The organism is Azospirillum agricola (assembly GCF_020005195.1).
Lineage (GTDB): Bacteria > Pseudomonadota > Alphaproteobacteria > Azospirillales > Azospirillaceae > Azospirillum > Azospirillum agricola.
On record NZ_JAIFZR010000005.1, the window covers coordinates 2,383,690 to 2,403,115 of the forward strand.

18 protein-coding genes are annotated in these 19,426 nt (G+C 69.8%); 8 read left to right on the top strand and 10 right to left on the bottom strand.

What is annotated here, in order from left to right:
• Nucleotides 1-102 precede the first annotated feature (102 nt).
• The 4 genes from dapA to JN22_RS26350 all read left to right on the top strand — a co-directional run bounded on the left by dapA (nucleotide 103) and on the right by JN22_RS26350 (nucleotide 3,411).
• A complete protein-coding gene (dapA, locus tag JN22_RS26335) occupies nucleotides 103-978 on the top strand; it encodes a 4-hydroxy-tetrahydrodipicolinate synthase (protein WP_085557354.1) in 876 nt (291 codons plus the stop codon).
• 26 nt (nucleotides 979-1,004) lie between these two features.
• A complete protein-coding gene (smpB, locus tag JN22_RS26340; protein ID WP_085556710.1) occupies nucleotides 1,005-1,478 on the top strand; it encodes an SsrA-binding protein SmpB in 474 nt (157 codons plus the stop codon).
• 270 nt (nucleotides 1,479-1,748) lie between these two features.
• Nucleotides 1,749-2,777 (top strand): methyltransferase, encoded by a 1,029-nt coding sequence (locus JN22_RS26345; RefSeq protein WP_085556711.1) that lies wholly within the window; start codon nucleotides 1,749-1,751, stop codon nucleotides 2,775-2,777.
• Between the two features lie 40 nt (nucleotides 2,778-2,817).
• Entirely contained in the window at nucleotides 2,818-3,411 is a 594-nt protein-coding gene (locus tag JN22_RS26350; protein ID WP_085556712.1) for a class I SAM-dependent methyltransferase, read from the top strand.
• Between the two features lie 51 nt (nucleotides 3,412-3,462).
• Here the strand turns inward: JN22_RS26350 and JN22_RS26355 are convergent, their stop codons facing one another.
• Both JN22_RS26355 and JN22_RS26360 read right to left on the bottom strand, forming a co-directional pair.
• Nucleotides 3,463-3,924: an HAD family hydrolase gene (locus JN22_RS26355; protein ID WP_085556713.1), complete on the bottom strand. Its 462-nt coding sequence runs from the start codon at nucleotides 3,922-3,924 to the stop codon at nucleotides 3,463-3,465.
• A complete protein-coding gene (locus tag JN22_RS26360) occupies nucleotides 3,924-5,876 on the bottom strand; it encodes an acetoacetate--CoA ligase (protein ID WP_085556714.1) in 1,953 nt (650 codons plus the stop codon). The genes JN22_RS26355 and JN22_RS26360 overlap by 1 nt, the downstream gene beginning before the upstream one ends.
• A 174-nt stretch (nucleotides 5,877-6,050) precedes the next feature.
• Between JN22_RS26360 and JN22_RS26365 the strand changes: the two genes are divergently transcribed.
• The 3 genes from JN22_RS26365 to JN22_RS26375 all read left to right on the top strand — a co-directional run bounded on the left by JN22_RS26365 (nucleotide 6,051) and on the right by JN22_RS26375 (nucleotide 8,964).
• Complete coding sequence (locus JN22_RS26365; protein ID WP_085556715.1) at nucleotides 6,051-7,154, top strand: polysaccharide pyruvyl transferase family protein; 1,104 nt, start codon at nucleotides 6,051-6,053, stop codon at nucleotides 7,152-7,154.
• Between the two features lie 81 nt (nucleotides 7,155-7,235).
• On the top strand, nucleotides 7,236-8,657 hold the full coding sequence (locus JN22_RS26370; RefSeq protein WP_085556716.1) for an FAD-dependent oxidoreductase: 1,422 nt from the start codon (nucleotides 7,236-7,238) through the stop codon (nucleotides 8,655-8,657).
• Nucleotides 8,658-8,808: 151 nt separating this feature from the next.
• The gene (locus tag JN22_RS26375; protein WP_085556717.1) at nucleotides 8,809-8,964 is read left to right on the top strand and encodes a DUF3309 family protein; all 156 of its coding nucleotides are present in this window, start codon (nucleotides 8,809-8,811) and stop codon (nucleotides 8,962-8,964) included.
• Nucleotide 8,965: 1 nt separating this feature from the next.
• Here the strand turns inward: JN22_RS26375 and JN22_RS26380 are convergent, their stop codons facing one another.
• The gene (locus tag JN22_RS26380) at nucleotides 8,966-9,196 is read right to left on the bottom strand and encodes a hypothetical protein (protein WP_223677894.1); all 231 of its coding nucleotides are present in this window, start codon (nucleotides 9,194-9,196) and stop codon (nucleotides 8,966-8,968) included.
• A gap of 149 nt (nucleotides 9,197-9,345) precedes the next feature.
• Here JN22_RS26380 and JN22_RS26385 point away from each other — a divergent pair, with 149 nt between their 5' ends.
• Nucleotides 9,346-9,822: a CYTH domain-containing protein gene (locus tag JN22_RS26385; RefSeq protein WP_085556719.1), complete on the top strand. Its 477-nt coding sequence runs from the start codon at nucleotides 9,346-9,348 to the stop codon at nucleotides 9,820-9,822.
• Between the two features lie 150 nt (nucleotides 9,823-9,972).
• Here the strand turns inward: JN22_RS26385 and JN22_RS26390 are convergent, their stop codons facing one another.
• The 7 genes from JN22_RS26390 to JN22_RS26420 form a co-directional block, all read right to left on the bottom strand.
• Nucleotides 9,973-12,372 (bottom strand): methyl-accepting chemotaxis protein, encoded by a 2,400-nt coding sequence (locus JN22_RS26390; RefSeq protein ID WP_085556720.1) that lies wholly within the window; start codon nucleotides 12,370-12,372, stop codon nucleotides 9,973-9,975.
• Between the two features lie 110 nt (nucleotides 12,373-12,482).
• On the bottom strand, nucleotides 12,483-13,658 hold the full coding sequence (locus tag JN22_RS26395; protein ID WP_085556721.1) for a GNAT family N-acetyltransferase: 1,176 nt from the start codon (nucleotides 13,656-13,658) through the stop codon (nucleotides 12,483-12,485).
• Nucleotides 13,655-14,716 (bottom strand): tRNA epoxyqueuosine(34) reductase QueG, encoded by a 1,062-nt coding sequence (gene queG, locus JN22_RS26400; protein ID WP_085556722.1) that lies wholly within the window; start codon nucleotides 14,714-14,716, stop codon nucleotides 13,655-13,657. Before queG ends, JN22_RS26395 begins: the two co-directional genes overlap by 4 nt.
• Nucleotides 14,703-15,167: a preQ(1) synthase gene (gene queF, locus JN22_RS26405; protein WP_085556723.1), complete on the bottom strand. Its 465-nt coding sequence runs from the start codon at nucleotides 15,165-15,167 to the stop codon at nucleotides 14,703-14,705. The genes queG and queF overlap by 14 nt, the downstream gene beginning before the upstream one ends.
• A complete protein-coding gene (gene tgt, locus JN22_RS26410) occupies nucleotides 15,160-16,449 on the bottom strand; it encodes a tRNA guanosine(34) transglycosylase Tgt (protein WP_085556724.1) in 1,290 nt (429 codons plus the stop codon). Before tgt ends, queF begins: the two co-directional genes overlap by 8 nt.
• Nucleotides 16,446-17,474: a tRNA preQ1(34) S-adenosylmethionine ribosyltransferase-isomerase QueA gene (queA, locus tag JN22_RS26415; protein ID WP_085556725.1), complete on the bottom strand. Its 1,029-nt coding sequence runs from the start codon at nucleotides 17,472-17,474 to the stop codon at nucleotides 16,446-16,448. Before queA ends, tgt begins: the two co-directional genes overlap by 4 nt.
• Before the next feature lie 240 nt (nucleotides 17,475-17,714).
• Nucleotides 17,715-19,061, bottom strand: a complete 1,347-nt coding sequence (locus JN22_RS26420) for an ABC1 kinase family protein (RefSeq protein ID WP_085556726.1) — start codon at nucleotides 19,059-19,061, stop codon at nucleotides 17,715-17,717.
• Between the last annotated feature and the right edge of the window lie 365 nt (nucleotides 19,062-19,426).

The window sequence follows — 19,426 nt, forward strand, 5'->3', positions numbered from 1 at the left end:
CAAAGCCGCCAAAATTGCCGTTCTGGCGCTCTTGCCCAAGACGGCGGGGAGGTCTAATGTGCGCAACTCTTTTTTTCCAGAAGTCCGTCTGAGGAGGCTGCCATGTTCCACGGTTCCATCGTCGCTCTCTTGACTCCGTTCAAGGGCGGGAAAGTGGACGAGGCCGCCTTCCAGTCCTTCGTGGAGTGGCACGTCGCCCAGGGCACCCATGGCCTGGTCCCCTGCGGCACCACCGGCGAATCGCCGACCCTCTCCCACGACGAGCACAACCGCGTCGTCGAGCTGTGCATCGAGGCGGCCGGCGGCAAGGTGCCGGTGATGGCCGGCAGCGGCTCCAACTCGACCGACGAGGCGATCGCGCTCACCCGCCACGCCAAGAAGGCGGGCGCGCAGGCGGCGCTCGTGGTGACGCCCTACTACAACAAGCCGTCTCAAGAGGGTCTCTACCAGCATTTCAAGGCGATCCATGACGCGGCGGATTTGCCGATCTTCATTTACAACATTCCGGGCCGCAGTGTCGTGGATATGTCTGTGGCCACGATGGCCCGGCTGGCCAAGCTGCCGAACATCGTCGGCGTGAAGGACGCCACCGCCGACCTGTCGCGCCCGTCGCGCCTGCTGGCGGAGGTCGGCCCCGACTTCATCCAGCTCTCGGGCGAGGACGCCACCGCGCTGGGCTTCAACGCGCAGGGCGGCACCGGCTGCATCTCGGTGACGGCCAACATCGCGCCGGCGCTCTGCTCGGCGATGCAGACCGCCTGGGCCAAGGGCGACCTGAAGGAGGCGTTCCGCCTGCGCGACGTGCTGTCGCCGCTGCACGACGCCATGTTCGTCGAGACCAGCCCGGCCCCGGTGAAGTTCGCCGCCAGCCTGCTCGGCCTCGCCACCGACGAGGTTCGTCTGCCGCTGGTCACGGCCTCGGAATCCGCCCGCGCCGCCGTGCGCGCGGCCATGAGCAAAGCCGGCCTGCTGTCGTAAGGGCGCGGGCCGCCGAGGAGAACGCAGTGTCGCGCGACACGGAAGTTAAAAAATACGCGGCGCAGAACCGTCGGGCGCGCTTCGACTTCTTCATCGACGACACCTTGGAGGCCGGCATCATGCTGACCGGCACCGAGGTGAAGTCGCTGCGGAACGGCCGCGCCAGCGTGAACGAGGCCTATGCGGGGCTGAAGGGCGGGGAGCTGTTCCTGTTCAACGCCTACATCCCCGAATACCTCCAGGCCGGGCGCTGGCTCCAGCACGAGCCCAAGCGCCCGCGCAAGCTGCTGATCCGCCGCCGCGAGCTGGACAAGCTGGCGGCCGGGATCAAGCAGAAGGGCGTCACGCTGATCCCGATGTCGGTCTATTTCAACGACCGCGGCATGGCCAAGGTCGAGCTCGGCATCGCCACCGGCAAGAAGAAGCACGACAAGCGCAACACCGAGAAGGAACGCACCTGGCAGCGCGACAAGGCGCGCCTGATGCGGGACAAGAACTGAGCTTTTTTGTCTCTCCCTCTCCCGCCCCGGGAGAGGGCGTGAAGACGACGGCCGCAGGCCGGACGAGCGCCGAAGGCGATCGTAGACGGAACGCGGTCGTGAGATTTACGAACGACCTCGGGGCCCGCGATAGCGGGAAGGGTGAGGGGCTATGTGGACATGGATTTCGTACCACGCCCGCCAGCCCCTCACCCTCCCCACCGCTTCGCGGCGGGTCCCCTCCCTCTCTCCCGGGGCGGGAGAGGGACTGTCACACCAAGGATTCTCACAGTGAGCCGATTGGACAACCGTGCGACGGACCGCGATTCCACCATCGCCGTCGTCGCGGCGGAAGCCTTGGCCGAGCGCCGGCCGCAGGGGCGCATCCTCGTCGCCTTCGATTCCGATGGCGGCATCGAACGGGCGCTCGCCGAGGGCGGGGCGGAGGTCGTGTCCTGGCTGCGGCTCGCCCAGGCAGGCCGCATGGCGACGCCCTGGCCGGCGGACGGTCCCTTCGACGGGGCGGTGCTGCGGCTGCCGCGCGGCTGGGCCTCCTTCGGGATGGCGCTGCACGCGCTGGCGGCGCGGCTGGCGCCGGGGGCGCCGCTGTGGATCGTCGGCAGCAACGACGAGGGCGTGACATCGGCGCCCAAGCGCTTCGACGGGCTGGTCGAGGGGGCGGAGACGCTGACCATCAAGCGCCGCGCCCGCGTCCTGGAGACCCGCCGCACCGCCGTCCCGGCGCGCGGCGCGCTGGAGGCGTGGCGGGAGAGCGTGACCCTGCCGCTGCCCGAGCCGGCCGCCCCGCTGGATCTCGTCTCCTACCCCGGCCTGTTCGCCCACGGCCATCTCGACCCCGGCACCGAATGCCTGCTGCGCGTGCTGCCGGAGGTCGCGGCCGGCACGCGGGTGCTCGATTTCGGTTGCGGCGCCGGGGTGATCGCGCGGGCGGTGCGCGAGCGCCAGCCCGAGGCGGTTTTGACCCTGCTGGACATCGACGCGGTCGCGTTGCACGCGGCCCGCCAGAACGTGCCGGATGCCGAACTGGTGCTGAGCGACGGGCTGGCCGGTCTCGGCACCCGCGAGCGCTTCGGGCTGATCCTGTCCAACCCGCCGCTCCACCGCGGCAAGGACGAGGATTTCGGCATGCTGGAGGCGCTGGTCGCCGGCACCAAGCAGTATCTCAAGCTGCGCGGCTCGCTGGTGGCGGTGACGCAGCGGACGGCCGGCGTCGGCAAGCTGTTCAAGACCGCTTTCGGCCACGCCGACCTGCTGCTGGAGACCACCCAGTTCCAGGTGTGGAAGGGCACGCCGAAGTAACGCGCCGGCTGCCGCCACGCGTGGGCAAGGGAGGGACGAAATGCGCGGGAACAGCGGGTATGGCGAGAACGCGGAAGCGCTCACCGAACAGTACGAGAGCGTGGCGTTTTCCGATGTCCACCGCGACGTGCTTCACCTCTTTCCGTCCCAGCCGAGCCGGATCCTGGACATCGGCGCGGGCACCGGGCGCGACGCCGCCGCCCTCGCGCTGTCCGGCCATGATGTGACCGCCGTCGAACCGACGACGGAGCTTCGCAGCGCGGGGATGCGCATCCACGCGGCGCAGCCGATCCTGTGGATCGACGACGGCCTCCCGGATCTGGCGGTGGTGAGAGGCAAGGGCGGGTCGTACGACGTCGTGATGCTGACCGCCGTGTGGATGCACCTCGACGAGGCCGAGCGCGGCATCGCGATGCCGCATCTCGCCGCCCTCCTGACCCGCAAGGGCAGGGTGGTGATGTCCTTGCGGCACGGGCCGGTGCCGGCGGGGCGGACGATGCACGACGTTTCGGCCGCCGAGACCGTTGAACTCGCCGCTTCGGTCGGCCTCCGCTGCATCCATCACAGTCAACGGGAGGATATGCTCGGGCGCGGCGACGTGTCCTGGAGCTTCCTTGGCCTGGAGGCGGACTGACGGCCGCCATCCTCGGTGCCGTCACGCTTACGGTGCACGCATCCCTCGGCGTCAGAACCCCAGCTTGCTCAGCGCGCCGATGCTCTCCGCCGCGCTGCGGTGCAGGATGAACGCGCCGCCCGCCGCCTCCCAGGGCTCTTGCGCCTTTTCCCGGTCGTCGACCAGCACGGTGCCGGGGCCGCCGTGGCGCGGCTTGTCGCGGGCCATGCAGGTGATGACCCGGACGTCGGCCCCGAGCATCCGGGCGACCCAGCGGGTCTTCTGCGCCGGCGCCCAGCTTCCCAGCGGCAGGCCGGTCAGGATGGTCGGCCGGTGGGGCGCGCAGAAGGCCCACAGCTCCTGCGCGTCGTGCATGAACTCCAGCGTGCCGAAGAAGTCGGGGTGGCGGGACAGCGCCCGCCACATCTCCTTCATCGGCAGCTGTTCCGGCCGCTTGCCGGTGACCGCGACGACGCCCCGGTCGAAATCGGCCAGCACCCCGTCGAGATCGAGGAACAGCGCCGGCAGTTCCATCAGGCGCCGCCCAGTTCGGTCCGCTCGCGGAACTCGTCGAGCGCCTGCGGGTTGGCGAGCGCCTCGGTGTTCTTGATCGGGCGGCCGTGAACGGCGTCGCGCACCGCCAGCTCGGTGATCTTGCCCGACCGCGTGCGCGGGATGTCGCTGACCTGGACGATCTTCGCCGGCACATGGCGCGGCGAGCAATTGTCCTTGATCCGCTTGCGGATCGTCGCCTCGAGCCCGGAATCGAGCGTCATCCCCTCGCGCAGCACGACGAACAGGATGACGCGGACGTCGCCGTCCCATTCCTGGCCGATGCAGACCGCCTCCATGATCTCGGGCAACTGCTCGACCTGCCGGTAGATCTCGGCGGTGCCGATGCGCACGCCGCCGGGATTGAGCACCGCGTCGGAGCGGCCGTAGATCACCCAGCCGCCATGCTGCGTCTGCTCGATGAAGTCGCCATGGACCCAGACGTTGGGGAAGCGGTCGAAATAGGCGGCGCGGTACTTGGCGCCGTCGGGGTCGGCCCAGAAGCCGATGGGCATGCTGGGGAAGGGACGGGTGCAGACCAGCTCGCCCTTCTCGCCGCGCACGGCGTGGCCGTTGTCGTCGAAGGCCTCCACCGCCATGCCGAGGCCGCGCGTCTGGATCTCGCCCTTCCACACCGGGGCGATCGGGTTGCCCAGCACGAAGCAGGACATGATGTCGGTGCCGCCGCTGATCGAGGCGAGATGCACGTCCGCCTTGATGCCCTCGTAGACGAAGTCGAAATTCTCCGGCATCAGCGGCGAGCCGGTCGAGGCGATCGCCCGCAGGCTGGCCAGCGAATGGGTCTCGATCGGCCGCAGCCCGGACTTCTCCAGCGACTGGATGAACTTGGCCGAGGTGCCGAACACGGTGATCCGCTCGGCGTCGGCGTAGTCGAACAGGATGTTCCCGTTCGGCGCGAAGGGCGATCCGTCATACAGGACCAGCGTCGTGCCGCTCGTCAGCCCGCTGACCAGCCAGTTCCACATCATCCAGCCGCAGGTGGTGAAGTAGAACAGCCGGTCGCCCGGCTTCAGGTCGCAGTGCAGCCGGTGCTCCTTGACGTGCTGGAGCAGCGTGCCGCCGGTGCCGTGCACGATGCATTTCGGCTTTCCGGTGGTGCCCGACGAATAGAGGATGAACAGCGGGTGGTCGAAGGCGACCCGCTCGAACACCGGCTCGGTGGCGGGGTGCGGCGCCATGAACTCCCGGAAGCCGATGGCGCCCGGCACGCCGGACAGATCCGGCGCCTCGGCGACGTAGGGCACGACGACGGTGGCGACGACGGTCGGCAGGTCCTTCAGCACCTCGGCGAGCTTGGCGCGGACGTCGTGGCTCTTGCCGTTGTACCAGTAGGCGTCGGGGGCGAAGACCACCTTCGGCTCGATCTGGCCGAAGCGGTCGACGATGCCCTGCACGCCGAAGTCGGGCGAGCAGGAGGACCACACGGCGCCGAGGCTGGCCGTCGCGATCATCGCCGCCAGCGTCTCCGGCATGTTCGGCATGATCGCCGCCACCCGGTCTCCCTTGGTCACGCCCTTGGCCTTCAGCGCCTGCTGCAACCGCGAGACGGTCGCCCGCAGCTCGGCGCCCGACCAGCGGTATTTCACCTTGTCCTCGCCCCAGAACACCAGCGCCGTGTCGTCGGGCGCGTTGGCCAGCATGTTCTCGGCGTAGCTCAGGCTGGCCTCGGGGAACCAGCGGGCGCCCGGCATCCTGTTGCCGTCCAGCAGATCGACCCCGCCGAGGTCGCCCGTCAGCCCGGCCCACTCCCATAGGAAGCGCCAGAAGCGCTCCTTCTCGGCGATGGTCCAGTTGTAGAGCGCCTCGTAATCATCCAGCCGCAGCCCGAAGCGCGCGTTGGCCGCGTCGCGGAAGGCGGTCAGGTTGGCCTGGGCGACGCGTTCCTCGCTCGGGCGCCACAGCGGAGTGTCCATGCTCTCGTTTTCCCTCGTTACCATGGTGGGGCCGGATTGTTCGGCGCCTCGGATTGCGGGGCAGCATAGCGCAGCTTCCGGCCGCTTGTCTGTCCCTAGAGTGCGGTTGCGAAAACGGAACTTTCGCGTGGTCCGGCCGGTTCCCCTTGGAACGCTCAACCCTGGCGAGGCGGCATGACGGTCATCGGCATTTCAGGCTCTTACGGCGGTCTGAACACGGGCGACGAGGCGATCCTGACCTCGGCCATCGAGCAGTTGCGGGCCACGGTCCCCGGCGTGGAGATCGTCGTCTTCACCCGCAACGCCGACCACACCCGCCAGCACCACGCGGTCGACCGCGTGCTGAACCCGCGCGAGGCGATGCGCGACGAGATCATGCCGGAGGTCGAGCGGCTCGACCTGCTGCTGCTCGGCGGCGGCGGCATCCTCTATGACAGCGAGGCGCGGACCTACCTGCGCGAGGTCACCATCGCCCAGCGGCTCGGCATTCCCACCCACACCTTCGCCATCGGCGTCGGCCCGCTGCGCGACCAGACCGAGCGCGACGCGGTGCGCGACGGGCTCGACCGCATGGGCGGCATCACCGTGCGCGAACTCAGCGCCAAGCGGCTGATCGAGGAGATCGGCGTCCGCCTGCCGGTCGAGGTCACCGCCGACCCGGCCCTGCTGCTGACCCCCGACCCCTTCACCGACGAGATGCTGGCCGAGGCCGGCATCCCGCGCGACCGGCCGCTGGTCGGTCTGTCGGTGCGCGAGCAGGGGGCGGCCGCACCCGACCTGTCCGACGCCGCCTACCACCAGCTTCTCGCCGAGGCCGCCGACTTCATCGTCGAGCGCTTCGGCGCCGACGTGGTGTTCGTGCCGATGGAGCGCGCCGACGTGCGCGAGGCCCACCGCGTCATGGGCCGCATGGCGCTGCCCGACCGCGCGCATCTGCTGAAGTACCGGTACGGCCCGCGCCAGATCATCGGGCTGATGCGGCATTTCCAGATGGCGGTCGGCATGCGGCTGCATTTCCTGATCTTCGCGGCGATCACCGGAACCCCGCTGATCGCCTTGCCCTACGCCTCCAAGGTGTTCGACTTCCTGACCTCGCTGGGGATGGAGCCGCGCGCCACGGTCGCCCACACCACGGCGGGAACCTTCCTGGCCGACCTCGACCGGCTGTGGGACCACCGCGACGACCAGCGCGCCCTGCTGCGCGACGGGGTGCCCGCGCTTCAGGATCTCGCGCGCCGGACCGCCCCGCTCGCCACCCGCGCCGCAAGGGGGGAGTGAGGGAGCCGCCTCGCATTCGCCCGTTCCCCCTCCAGGCGGAGGGGGAACGGGCAACACGCCCAGCATGAAGGAGACCGACCCGTGCCCGTCCTGACCCTGCCGCCCAACCCCGCCACCGTGATGCTGCCGCCGCGCGCCGCCACCCGCGTCGGCCGCTGCGACGTGCTGGTCGTCGGCGGCGGGCCGGCGGGGATGGCGGCGGCGATCGGCGCCTCCCAGGCCGGCGCCGACACCATCCTGGTCGAGCGCTACGGCTTCCTCGGCGGCAACGCCACGGTGGCGCTGGTCATGCCGTGGATGAGCTTCTACACCCAGCGCGGCTCGGTCGCTGTGGTCGACAACACCAAGCTGATGCCGCAGGACCACGGCCCCGGAGAGCCGGTGGTCGGCGGCGCCCTGTCGCTGTTCCTCGGCCGGCTCTACGCCGCCCACGGCGCCATCCCGCCCTCGCCGGACACCGGCTTCACCGTGCCCTTCGACCCGGAGATCCTGAAGGCGGTGTCGCAGGAGGTGCTCGACGAATCCGGGGTCAGGGTGCTGCTGCACGCCTTCGCCTCCGGCATCGTCGGCGAGCGCGGACGGCCGACCGGCGTGGTGTTCGAAACCAAGTCCGGCCCGCTGGTGATCGAGGCCGGCACCATCGTCGACGGCACCGGCGACGGCGACATCGCGGCGCTGTCCGGGGCCGATTACGAGGTCGGCCGGGAGGAGGACGGTCTGGTCCAGCCGATGACGCTGATGTTCCGGCTGGTCGGTTTCGACCGCGACCTGTTCTCGCGCTTCGTCCACGAGAACCCGACCCAGTGGCGCGGCGTGCACGGGCTGTGGGATCTCGTCTCGAAGGCGACGGCCAACGGCGACCTGTCGCTGACCCGCGAGGACATCCTGTTCTTCGGCACCACCCACCCGGACGAGGTGGCGCTGAACTGCACCCGCGTCACCGGCGTGCTCGGCACCGACGTCTTCGACCTGACCCGCGCGGAATGGGAGAGCCGGCGGCAGGCCGCGCAGATCACCGCCTTCATGCGGAAATACGTGCCGGGTTTCGCCGACTCGCACCTGTGCCAGACCGGCGTCGCCGCCGGCGTGCGCGAGACGCGGCGGATCGTCGGCGACTACCGGATGACCGCCGACGACGTGCTGGGCGCCGCGAAGTTCGAGGACGCGGTGGCGCGCGGCACCTACCCGGTCGACATCCACAGCCCGACCGGAAAGGGCACGACCTTGCGCAAGGTGCCGAGCGGCGAATGGTACGAGGTGCCGCTGGGGGCCCTGCTCCCGAGGGGGATGGACAATCTGCTGGTCGCCGGCCGCTGCATCTCGGGCAGCCACGAGGCGCATTCCTCCTACCGGGTGACGCCGACCTGCATGGCGACGGGGCAGGCGGCCGGAGTCTGCGCCGCCTTCGCCAGCGCCCGGCGCGAGCAGCCCCGCGCCATCCCCGCCCGCGCGGTGCAGAAGGAACTGCTGCGCCAGGGCGCGCTGCTGCGGCCGGTGGAGTGACGCGGACGATCCGCCGGTCCCGTTCGGGGGTGTCGGACGGGGAGGCGCCTCACCCCTTCGTGGCAACCGGAGGGGGCGCTCTCCCCAAGCTGGAACAAAGCCGTGGAATTCCCGTTCCGATCACTGCCTATCCGTCACTTGGGAGGATGCCATGATCGGCACGATTCTGCTCGTTATCCTGATTCTTCTGCTTCTCGGTGCCGTCCCGGCCTGGCCGCACAGCCGCGGCTGGGGCTATGGGCCGAGCGGCATCCTGGGCGTTCTGCTGATCGTCCTGATCGTGCTGCTGCTGATGGGGCGGATCTGACCTAGCCCCGTTTTCCCCGGATGCGGGAGGGCCGGCGGAGCGCGAACAGCAGCCAACCGACCGGCCCCAGCATCAGCACCATCACCAGCCAGCCGGCGCGCGGGCCGAACGGGCAGCGCGACCCCGGCGGCGGACGCCAGCCGCCCCCGCGCGGCGACAGCGCGACGTGCAGCAGCGGCAGCCCGTAAAGGGCCGACAGGATCAGCCAGGGCAGGAAATCGGCGTCGGACATGCCGCAGGGTAGCATCGTTGCGGCCATCCGTCGCGCACCGCCGTCCGGCGGTCATGGCGGCACCGCGAAAAGCACGCGACTGGATGGCTTGCCCAACCTATCCGTTTTTACTAGGCTCCCTGCCATCGGACTGTCCAAAAGGCCAAGCCATGGCACTGGAGATCGAGCGCCGCTTCCTGGTCCGCAGGGACATCCGGCATCTGTGCCGGAACGGGGTGCGCATCATCCAGGGGTACCTGCCGCAGAGCGGCGACAACACCGTCCGTGTCCGTCTGACCGACGACGACGCCACCCTCACCATCAAGACCCGGAAGACCGGCGCCTGCCGCGAGGAGCTGGAATACCCGCTGGGTTTCGATCTGGCCCGCAAGCTGCTGCGCCATTCCTGCACCGGCCGCGTCGTCCGCAAGACCCGCTACCTGCACCGCCAGGACGGCTTCTGCTGGGAGATCGACGTGTTCGAGGGGGAGAACGCCGGCCTCGTCATCGCCGAGGTCGAGCTGTCCGATCCGAACCAGCTTCTGCCGCTTCCCGACTGGATCGGGGCGGAGATCACCAGCCTGCGCGCCTACAGCAACTCCTCGCTGTCGCGCGCGCCGATCCGCCGCTGGACCGCCGCCGCCTGAGCGGGGCATGCTCGTCAAGGGCGGGCACGCTTCCCGTTCGCCTTGGCCTGACTTGATCCGGCCACCCACGGGCGCGCTTCAAAAGCCATCGGAGGTTTGCCCGCGGATGCCCGGCGCAAGGCCGGGCATGACGGAAGGCGATGCGGTGGCTTACGCCGTGCGCACCTTGTTGAGGAAGCCCTGCACCTCGCCGCGCAGCCGGTCGGCCTGACCGGCCAGGGTGCGGCTGGCCAGCAGCACCGCGTCGGCGGCTCCGCCGGTCTTGCTGGCGGCGGTCGTCACCTCGGCGATGTTCTGCATGACCTGCTGGGTGCCCTCGGCGGCCTGCTGGACGTTCTGGGCGATCTCGCGGGTCGCCATGCCCTGCTGCTCCATCGCCTGGGCGATGTCGGTCACGGTGCGGCTGATGGTGGTCACCGCGTCGGAGATGGTGCGGATCGCGTCGACCGCGCTGACGGTGGCCGACTGCATCTCCATCACCTGGGTCGAGATCTCCTCGGTGGCCTTCGCCGTCTGGCCGGCGAGGTTCTTCACCTCGGTCGCCACCACGGCGAATCCCTTGCCCGCCTCGCCCGCCCGCGCCGCCTCGATGGTGGCGTTCAGCGCCAGCAGGTTGGTCTGCTCGGCGATCTCGCCGATCAGCCCGACCACCTGGCCGATGCGCTCGGCGGCGTGCGACAGCCCTTCGACGATGCCGTTGGTCTGCACCGCCTTCTGCGCGGCGCCGACCGCCGCGTCGGAGCTGGCGTTGAGCTGGCGCGAGATCTCGGCGATGGAGGCCGACAACTCCTCCGCCGCCGCGGCGACGGTCTGCACGTTGTTGGTCGCCTGCTGCGAGGCGGTGGCGACGGCGGTCGACTTGGCGGTGGTCAGCGCCGCGTCCGACGACATCTCCTGGGCGTCGCGGCCCAGCGTGCCGGCCGATTCGGTCAGCGACACCACCACGCCCGACACAGCCTGCTCGAAGCCGTTGGCGAACTCGTTCATGGTGCGGCGGCGGTCGGCGTCGATCTGCTGGCGCATCTCCTCGCGCTCGCGCTCCATCCGCTGCATCTCCAGGGCGTTGTCCTTGAAGATGGTCATGGCCTGGGCCATGGCGCGCAGCTCGTCCTTGCGGTCGCTGCCGGGCACGTCGACCGACAGGTCGCCTTCGGCCAGACGGCCCATGGCGCCGGTCATCGCGTGCAGCGGGTGGGTGATGGCGCGGTCGATGACGAAGGCCATGATGGCGCCGAGCAGCAGCGCCACGGCGGAGCCGACGGCGATGACCATGCCGGAGCTGGCGCGCCCGCTCTCGCGGTCGTCGCGCTGCATCGTCACCAGACGGCCGACCTGGTCGCTGACCGACGCGGCGGCCTTGGCCATCGCCAGCGAGGCGTCGTGCTGCTTGCGGCTGGTGGCGACCAGCGCCGCGAATTCGGTGTCGAAGGCCCGCGCCGCCTCGGTGGTCGCGGCGATCAGGGCGCGGCCCTCCTTGTCGACCAGCAGGGGGGCGGCCTTGGCGGCGAGGTCCAGCATCTCCTTGACGGCGCCCGTCACCAGGGCCTGCGAGGCGGCCGAGCCGCTCAACAGGAAGTCGCGCTGGCCGAGCATGGCCGACTGGGCGCTCTGCACCAGCCGCATCGCCAGACCGCGCAGCAGCACCGCCTCGTTCACCTCGGACTGGGCGTAGGCCGACGCCTCCAGCAGGGCCGAGGACACCATGGTCTGGTTTTCCTGAAGCTCCAGCGCGCGGATCTGCGCGGCGCGCGCCGCGTCGTCGACGGCCTGGGCGCGGTCCTCGGGAATGGGGCCGGCGATGGCGCGCATCGCCTGGAAGGCCTCGCGGTAGGCGTGGGTGTCGGCGGTGATCTGCTGGGACAGCGTTTCGTCGTTGGTGCCGGCCAGATCCCTCTCCACCGCCTCGGCGGTCGCCACCAGCTCGTCGATGGCGGCGGCGATGCGGTCGGGCAACAGGGTCGCGCCGGTGCGCAGATACTCGCTCTGAAGCCGGCGGGCCTCCTGCACGCGCTCGATCAGCCGGTTGGCGCGCTCGGCCGTCTCGCCGCTGTGGCGGACGGCGGTGTCGGCGTCCTTCTGGCTGACCATGTTCTGGTCGTAGCGGTCGGACTGCTGCCTGCCGATCTTCTCGGCGTTGTCCTTCAGGGCGTTGGCCCGCGTCTCCATGCTGGCGGTGCGGGTGTGCGCCTCGTTGTCCTGGGCGACGAAGTTGGCGAAGGCGGCGCGGTAGCCGTCGATGCCCGCCAGGATGTCGTCCACCAGCCGCAAGCCCTCGCCGGCGGCGAGCGCCGCGCGGGTGTCCTGCGCCTCGCCGCGCAGCGCGTCGAGCATCACCGGCACGCTGGTTGCCGCCTTGGCGTCGCGCTCGGTCACGAAGCGCGCCTCCTCGATGCGGACGGACTTCAGCCGGGCGTCGAGTTCGGCCGTGTGGGCGGCGAGATCGACGCGCTCGGCATAGGTGCGCAAGCTGTTCCAGCCGACGAACGCCACGGCAACCGTCAGCAGCAGCACGGTGGCGAAACCGAGCGCGATCCGTGTTCCGATCGTCATGGATGGTGAACTCCCCGATGGCCTGCGGTGCGATTGCCGCTCTTACCCCCTTAGTTAAGCACCATGGGTTAATTTCAGGTTTGATGCAGGTCAGGTAGCGCCCCTGATTTTCAGAAGCGATCGTTCATCCAGGGGTGTGCGCCGCAAAACAACTGGTCGAGGGTTTCAATCACGACATCTTCGCCGTCCAGCATCCCTGCTTGCCGAAGCGCGCGAGCGGAGGCGTGGCCGCTGAACAGCGTCGAAAAAGCGGCGATCCCAATTCTCGCGACCGCCGAGTCGTCTTGCGCGCGTTCGGCGATTACGCCAGTGCCTCCGTCAACCTGAAGATGGAAGCGTCCCGAATTGTCGGGAATTAGAGAATCATTTGTATCGAAAGTGATGGAACCAACGACGTTCGGCGGATAACCACGGGCCGTGAGCGCGCGCCGCACATCCAGGACGCGCAGAAGCCATTCCTCGCGCCCGTCCATCCGCACCCCGGAATCGTCGGCCAGCAGCGCCAGCGGGTCGTCGGGGCCGCCGTGCCACGCCACCCGCTCCACCTGGGCGCGGTAGCCGGCGAGCAGGCGCCGGGCCAGCCGCAGCGCCAGCGGGGTCGGCGCGCACAGGTCGGCGACGGTCAGAAGCCCATCCTTGGGCGGCGTCACCGCGACGTAACCTTCCGGCCCGTCCGCCCCGCACAGCAGGAAGACGTCGGACGGCTCGCCGTCCGGGCAGAGGGCGAGGTTCCACAGGGCCTCGTTGCGTTCGGGCAGGCCGTTCGCCCCGGCCAGCAGCGCGCGGCGCAGCGCGGCCAGCGGGGCCGCGTCGAGCGGGTCGGCCGGCCGGATGCAATCTCCGGGTTCGGCGGAGGGGGCGCCCAGGGCGGCCGGGGGCGCGCTCCAGCCGCAGGACACCCCGCCGCGCCCGTAGCCGAGCCGCCGGTAGAAGGGCAGGGTGGAATGCCACAGGACGGAGACGGCGGCCCCGGCCTCCCGGCCCTCGGCGAGCACCCTCCGCATCAGGGCCGATCCGGTCCCGCCGCCGCGCAGGGCCGGCTCGACCGCCACCATGGCGACTCCCTGGGCCGGCACCGGGCGGCCGCCGAACCATTGGTCCATGCCCCACAGCGCGGCGCAGCCGGCGATGGAGCGCCCGTCCGCGCCGCGCAGGCTGCGGATGGTGTCGTTGCCGAACAGCGCGGCGTAGCGGTCGAACAGGTCGCGGGGGACGCCGAAGCCGGTCCGCGACAGCCGGGCGATGGCGTCGAAATCGTCGGGGGAGGCGGGGCCGTAAACAGTCATCGCGTCAGTCTTTCCATGGCCCAGCGCGCCGAATCGCGCACGACGTCGCTGGGGTCGTCGATCAGGGCTTCGGCGGCCGGGCGCAGGCGGCGGTCGCCGCTGTTGCCCAAGGCCACCAGCACATTGCGCACGAAGCGGTCGCGGCCGATCCGCTTGACCGGCGAGCCGCTGAACACCTGCCGGAACCCCGGATCGTCCAACTGCGCCAGATCGGCGAGGCGCGGCGCCGTCAGCTCGGCGCGCGGCAGGAAGGCCGGCTCGCGCGTCGCGCGCGCGAACTTGTTCCACGGGCAGGCGGCGAGGCAGTCGTCGCAGCCGTAGACGCGGTTGCCGATCAGCGGCTTGAGGTCGTCGGGGATCGGCCCCTTGTTCTCGATGGTCAAATAGGAGATGCAGCGCCGCGCGTCGAGCTGGTAGGGCGCCGGGAAGGCGTTCGTCGGGCAGGCGGTCTGGCAGGCGGTGCAGGAGCCGCAGCGGTCGCGGCCCGGCTCGTCGGCGGGCAGTTCCAGCGTCGTGTAGATTTCGCCGAGGAACAGCCAGGAGCCGTGGTCGCGCGACACGAGGTTGGTGTGCTTGCCCTGCCAGCCCAGCCCGGCGCGCTCGGCCAGCGGCTTTTCCATGACGGGGGCGGTGTCGACGAACACCTTCACCCCGGCCTTGGTCTGGTGGTGCAGCCAGTGGCCGAGCGTCTTCAGCCGCCCCTTGATCAGGTCGTGATAGTCGCGGTTGCGCGCGTAGACCGAGACGATTCCCCGGTCGGGATGCTCCAGCAGCCCGCGCGGGTCGGCGTGCGGGGCGTAGCTGGTGCCGAGCGCGATGACCGTCCGCGCCTCGTCCCACAGGTCGCGGGGATGGCTGCGCTGGTCGCCGCGCTCGGCCATCCAGCCCATGTCGCCGTGACGGCCGGCGGCCAGGAAGGCGGCCAGCTTCGCGCGCGCCTCCGGTCCAAGGGCGGCCGGCGCGAAGCCGACCGCGTCGAAGCCCAGCGCCAGCGCGCGGTCGCGGATGCGTTCCCGCAACAGCGCCGGGTCGCTCGGCGGCCGCTCAGCCCCGGCCACGGTAGGTCTGGACGTCCTGCGACGGGATCCACACGCCCTTCGGCGGCTCGCCGGTCTGGTAGAAGACGTCGATGGGGATGCCGCCGCGCGGGTACCAGTAGCCGCCGATGCGCAGCCAGACCGGCGACAGCTCCGCCACCAGCCGTTTGCCGATGCCCACCGTGCAGGCCTCGTGGAAGGCGCCGTGGTTGCGGAAGCTGGTGAGGAACAGCTTCAGCGACTTGCTCTCGACCAGCCAGTCGCCCGGCACATAGTCGATGACCAGATGGGCGAAGTCGGGTTGTCCGGTGATCGGGCACAGCGAGGTGAATTCGGGTGCTGTGAAGCGCACGACGTAGCCGTCGCCGGGGTTCGGGTTGGGCACGCGCTCCAGCACCGCCTCTTCCGGTGTCTTCGGCTGGATCGTGGCGCCGCCGAGCTGGGTCAGGTTGGCGTAGATGTTCTCACTCATCGCTCTTGTCCTCTGCGGCCACGGCGGCCGCGGCCTCGCTCTTCCCGACCGGGGCCTGATCGGTCTTCGGCGTCTGCTGCGGGCGATTCTGCCCAGGGCGGTTCTGCCCAGGGCGGTTCTGCTTCGGCGGCTTCGGCGGCTTGCCGATGGGATCGGCGGTCGCCTCGACGTCGCCCTCGTTCAGCCGGGCCTCCAGGGCGGTGGCGGCCTGCTCGAACCGGCCCTCGGCGATGGCGTGGCGCATCTCCCGCATCAGATCCTGGTAGTAATGCAGGTTGTGCCAGGTCAGCAGCATCGGCCCCAGCATCTCGTTCGCCTTGAACAGATGATGCAGATAGCCCCGGCTGTACTTCTGACAAGCCGGGCAGCCGCATTCGGCGTCGAGCGGGCGCTCGTCGTGGGCGTGGCGGGCGTTGCGGATGTTGATGGTGCCGCGCCGCACGAAGGCTTGGCCGGTGCGCCCCGAGCGGGTCGGCATCACGCAGTCGAACATGTCGACGCCGCGCCGCACCGCGCCGATCAGGTCGCTCGGCCGGCCGACGCCCATCAGGTAGCGTGGGCGCTCCCGGACCATCGCCGGCTCGGTGAAGTCCAGCACGGTGAACATCGTCTCCTGCCCCTCGCCGACCGCCAGCCCGCCGATGGCGTAGCCGTCGAAGCCGATGTCGGACAGGGCCGCGACGCTCTCCGCCCGCAGCTCCGGATAGACGCTGCCCTGGACGATGCCGAACAGGCCGTAGCCGGGGCGTTCGACGAAGGCGTCCTTGCTGCGCTTCGCCCAGCGCATCGACAGCCGCATCGAGGATTCCGCCTGCGCCTGGGTCGCCGGGAAGGGCGTGCATTCGTCCAGGCACATGGTGATGTTGCTGTCCAGCAGGTGCTGGATTTGGATCGAGCGTTCCGGCGTCAGATGGTGGCGGCTGCCGTCGAGGTGCGATTTGAAGGTGACGCCCTCTTCCGACATGGTGCGCAGGTCGGACAGGCTCATCACCTGGAAGCCGCCGCTGTCGGTCAGGATCGGCTTGTCCCAGTTCATGAAGCGGTGCAGCCCGCCGAGCTGCGCCACCCGCTCCGCCGTCGGCCGCAGCATCAGGTGGTAGGTGTTGCCGAGCAGGATTTCGGCTCCGGTCGAGGCCACGGCGTCGGTGGTCATCGCCTTGACGGTGGCGGCGGTGCCGACCGGCATGAAGGCCGGCGTCTCGATGGAGCCGTGGGCGGTGGTCACGCGCCCGCGCCGCGCCCGCCCGTCGGTCGCCAGAAGCTCGAAGCCGATACCGGTCATGTTGGATCCGTCCTGTGCAGAAGCGAGGCGTCGCCGTAGCTGAAGAAGCGGTACTCGGCGGCGATGGCGTGGGCGTAGGCCGCCTTCATGCGATCGAAGCCGGCGAAGGCGCAGACCAGCATGAACAAGGTCGATTTCGGCAGGTGGAAGTTGGTCCACAGCAGATCGACGATGCGGAAGCGGTAGCCTGGCGTGATGAAGATGCTGGTGTCGCCGCTGAAGGGGGCGAGCGTGCCGTCCTCCCGCCCCGCCGTCTCCAGGATGCGCAGCGCGGTGGTGCCGACCGAGACGATCCGCCCGCCGTCGCGCCGGGCGGCGTTCACCGCCTCGGCGGTCTCCGGGGAGATCTCGCCCCATTCGCTGTGCATCCTGTGCTCGGCGATGTCGTCGACCTTCACCGGCAGGAAGGTTCCGGCCCCGACATGCAGCGTCACCGGAACCCGCCGGACTCCGCGCGCGTCGAGTGCGGCCAGCAGCTCCGGCGTGAAGTGCAGACCGGCGGTGGGGGCGGCGACGGCCCCCTCGCGCGCGGCGAAGACGGTCTGGTAATCGGCGTCGTCGTCCGCGCCGGACTTGCGGCGGATGTAGGGGGGCAGGGGCATGCGGCCGTGGCGGTGCAGCGCCTCCATGAGATCCGGGCCGCCGGCGGAGAAGCGCAGCCGCACCTCCATGCCGTCCTTGGCGATGACTTCGGCAGAGAAATCCTCGGCGATCACGATGACGTCACCGGGCTTCAGCCGCTTGCCGGGCCGGGCGAAGCTCGCCCATTCGCGCTCGCCGAGCCGCTTGTGCAGGGTGATCTCCACCGCCACCTCGCCGCGCCTTCCGTCGAGGCGGGCCGGGATGACGCGGGTGTCGTTGACGACCATCAGGTCGCCCGGCTGCAACAGCGCGGGCAGGTCGCGCACGACGCGGTCGTGCAGCCGGTCGCCCACCTCCAGCAGGCGGGCGGCGTCGCGCGGCCGGACGGGATGCTCGGCGATCCGGTCGGGCGGCAGGTCGAAGTCGAAATCGGCGGTCTTCATGGAGGCGGCAGCTATAGACCGAACCGCCCGCCCTTGGGAAGGCATGCGGTGGGGCAGGGCGGGACAATCGGCGGAATGCGGTCGGGAAGGTGGACCTTTGACACGGATGAACACGGATTTTTACACGGATGAACACGGATGAACACGGATGACGGCTGACCGGCGTGTATCCATCATCCGCGGGCGGGCGAAGCCCGCATCTTGTTCATCCGTGTCAAATCCCTCCTGACCGAACACTGTTCATTCCGGCGGCGGCAACCCTTGCGCAGCCAGCGCGGCGGCCTGCCGGGCGGCGAGCGTCTCGACGTCGAAATCCTGGATCAGCCCCTGGAACAGCCGGTACCAGTTCACCTCCGCCTTCAGGTGCAGGAAGACCGAGCCAAGCCCGACGGCGGCGCGGTCCATGAAGACGAACTCGCGCGGGATCGCCACGCCGCCGACCCGGCGCAGCTCGGCATGGACCTTCCCGGCGGTCTCGCGGCCGTAATGGCCGCCGTTGGTCTCCTCGATGCGGCGGCTGCGGTCGTCCATGATCGGGGCGTAGACGAAGCGCGCCCAGATGTTCAGGACCTCGACCAGTTCCTTGGACGGGTCGGCGAAGCCCCAGGTCCGGTAGGCCTCGGTCGCCGCCTCCTGGTCGTCGGTGCGCAGCGCGTTGTAGAGGTCGATCACGCCCTTGACGAAGCTCGGCCGGAAGACGCGCACGCAGCCGAAATCCAGCAGGTTGATCGAGCGGTCGGGACGGACCGAATAGTTGCCGAGATGCGGGTCGCCGTGGATCACCCCGTAATTGTAGAAGGGCACGTACCAGGTGCGGAACATGTTCATCGCCAGCTCGTCGCGCGCCTCCGGATGCTCGGCGACGAACTCCAGGATCTTGCGGCCGTCGACCCATTCCAGGGTCAGCAGGCGGCGGGTCGACAGCTCCCCGACGATCTCCGGCACATGGACGCCGGGGGTGTCGGCCAGCATGGCGCGGTAGAGGCGGGCGTGCTTGGCTTCCCGCTCGTAATCCAGCTCCTCGCGCAGGCGGGCGCCGATCTCCGTCTGGATGTGGCGGGTCGAGATGGCGCTGTCGGTGCGCTCGAAGATGGCGAGGATCAGCCCGAGCTGCCGCAGATCCGCCTCCACCGCCGAGGCCATGTCGGGGTATTGCAGCTTGCAGGCCAGCCGCCGCCCGTCCGGCCCGACCGCCCGGTGCACCTGCCCGAGCGAGGCGGCGGCGGCGGCCTCATGCTCGAAGCTCCGGAAGCGGGATTGCCAGGACGGCCCCAGCTCGCTCGCCATCCGCCGCTTGACGAAGGGCCAGCCCATCGACGGCGCGTCGGCCTGGAGCTGCGACAGCTCCTGCACATACTCGCGGGGCAGGGCGTCGGGGATGGTGGACAGGAGCTGCGCCACCTTCATCAGCGGCCCCTTCAGCCCGCCCAGCGCCGCCCGCAGCTCGGCCGCGTGCTTGTCGCGTTGCAGGGGGATGCCCAGCACCCGTTCCCCGGCGAAACGGGCGGCCAGGCCGCCCACGGCGGTTCCGACGCGCGCGTAACGCGCGATCCGGCGACCCAATCGGTTCTCGTCCTCGTTCGGCATGGATCACAAAGTGGTGCGGAGGGGGCAAAAGGCCAGCCCGCGCCGCTGCGGCGAATTTCGCAATGCGGGAATAGGACGGGCTCTTGACAGGCCCGGCGAACAGGCGCAGGCTTCTTCTTACAGTAATCGTGCCTGAGGTGAACAAAACGGCTTCACTGTCAACCGCTAAGCTCAAGCAACACTGCGCGAGCGAAAGTCGATACCGAAGCAAGGGAGGGTGAGTAAAATCATGACTCCACCGGCGCTTACTTGAGCATGCCGATCTGTTCGGCCTAAACAGTTTTGAGATTTGTCGCCCATCGGGCGAAAGAGATGCGAGCCCTCAGCGCTTGCAACGGAAACCCTCGCAATACTTTGCGAGGGTT

Bases quoted from the DNA above. Each gene is read 5' to 3' on its own strand.
- dapA (WP_085557354.1), top strand. From the start codon at position 103: ATGTTCCACGGTTCCATCGTCGCTCTCTTGACTCCGTTCAAGGGCGGG.
- JN22_RS26350 (WP_085556712.1), top strand. From the start codon at position 2,818: ATGCGCGGGAACAGCGGGTATGGCGAGAACGCGGAAGCGCTCACCGAA.
- JN22_RS26355 (WP_085556713.1), bottom strand. From the start codon at position 3,924: ATGGAACTGCCGGCGCTGTTCCTCGATCTCGACGGGGTGCTGGCCGAT.
- JN22_RS26360 (WP_085556714.1), bottom strand. From the start codon at position 5,876: ATGGACACTCCGCTGTGGCGCCCGAGCGAGGAACGCGTCGCCCAGGCC.
- JN22_RS26365 (WP_085556715.1), top strand. From the start codon at position 6,051: ATGACGGTCATCGGCATTTCAGGCTCTTACGGCGGTCTGAACACGGGC.
- JN22_RS26375 (WP_085556717.1), top strand. From the start codon at position 8,809: ATGATCGGCACGATTCTGCTCGTTATCCTGATTCTTCTGCTTCTCGGT.
- JN22_RS26380 (WP_223677894.1), bottom strand. From the start codon at position 9,196: ATGTCCGACGCCGATTTCCTGCCCTGGCTGATCCTGTCGGCCCTTTAC.
- JN22_RS26385 (WP_085556719.1), top strand. From the start codon at position 9,346: ATGGCACTGGAGATCGAGCGCCGCTTCCTGGTCCGCAGGGACATCCGG.
- JN22_RS26390 (WP_085556720.1), bottom strand. From the start codon at position 12,372: ATGACGATCGGAACACGGATCGCGCTCGGTTTCGCCACCGTGCTGCTG.
- JN22_RS26395 (WP_085556721.1), bottom strand. From the start codon at position 13,658: ATGACTGTTTACGGCCCCGCCTCCCCCGACGATTTCGACGCCATCGCC.
- queF (WP_085556723.1), bottom strand. From the start codon at position 15,167: ATGAGTGAGAACATCTACGCCAACCTGACCCAGCTCGGCGGCGCCACG.
- tgt (WP_085556724.1), bottom strand. From the start codon at position 16,449: ATGACCGGTATCGGCTTCGAGCTTCTGGCGACCGACGGGCGGGCGCGG.
- queA (WP_085556725.1), bottom strand. From the start codon at position 17,474: ATGAAGACCGCCGATTTCGACTTCGACCTGCCGCCCGACCGGATCGCC.
- JN22_RS26420 (WP_085556726.1), bottom strand. From the start codon at position 19,061: ATGCCGAACGAGGACGAGAACCGATTGGGTCGCCGGATCGCGCGTTAC.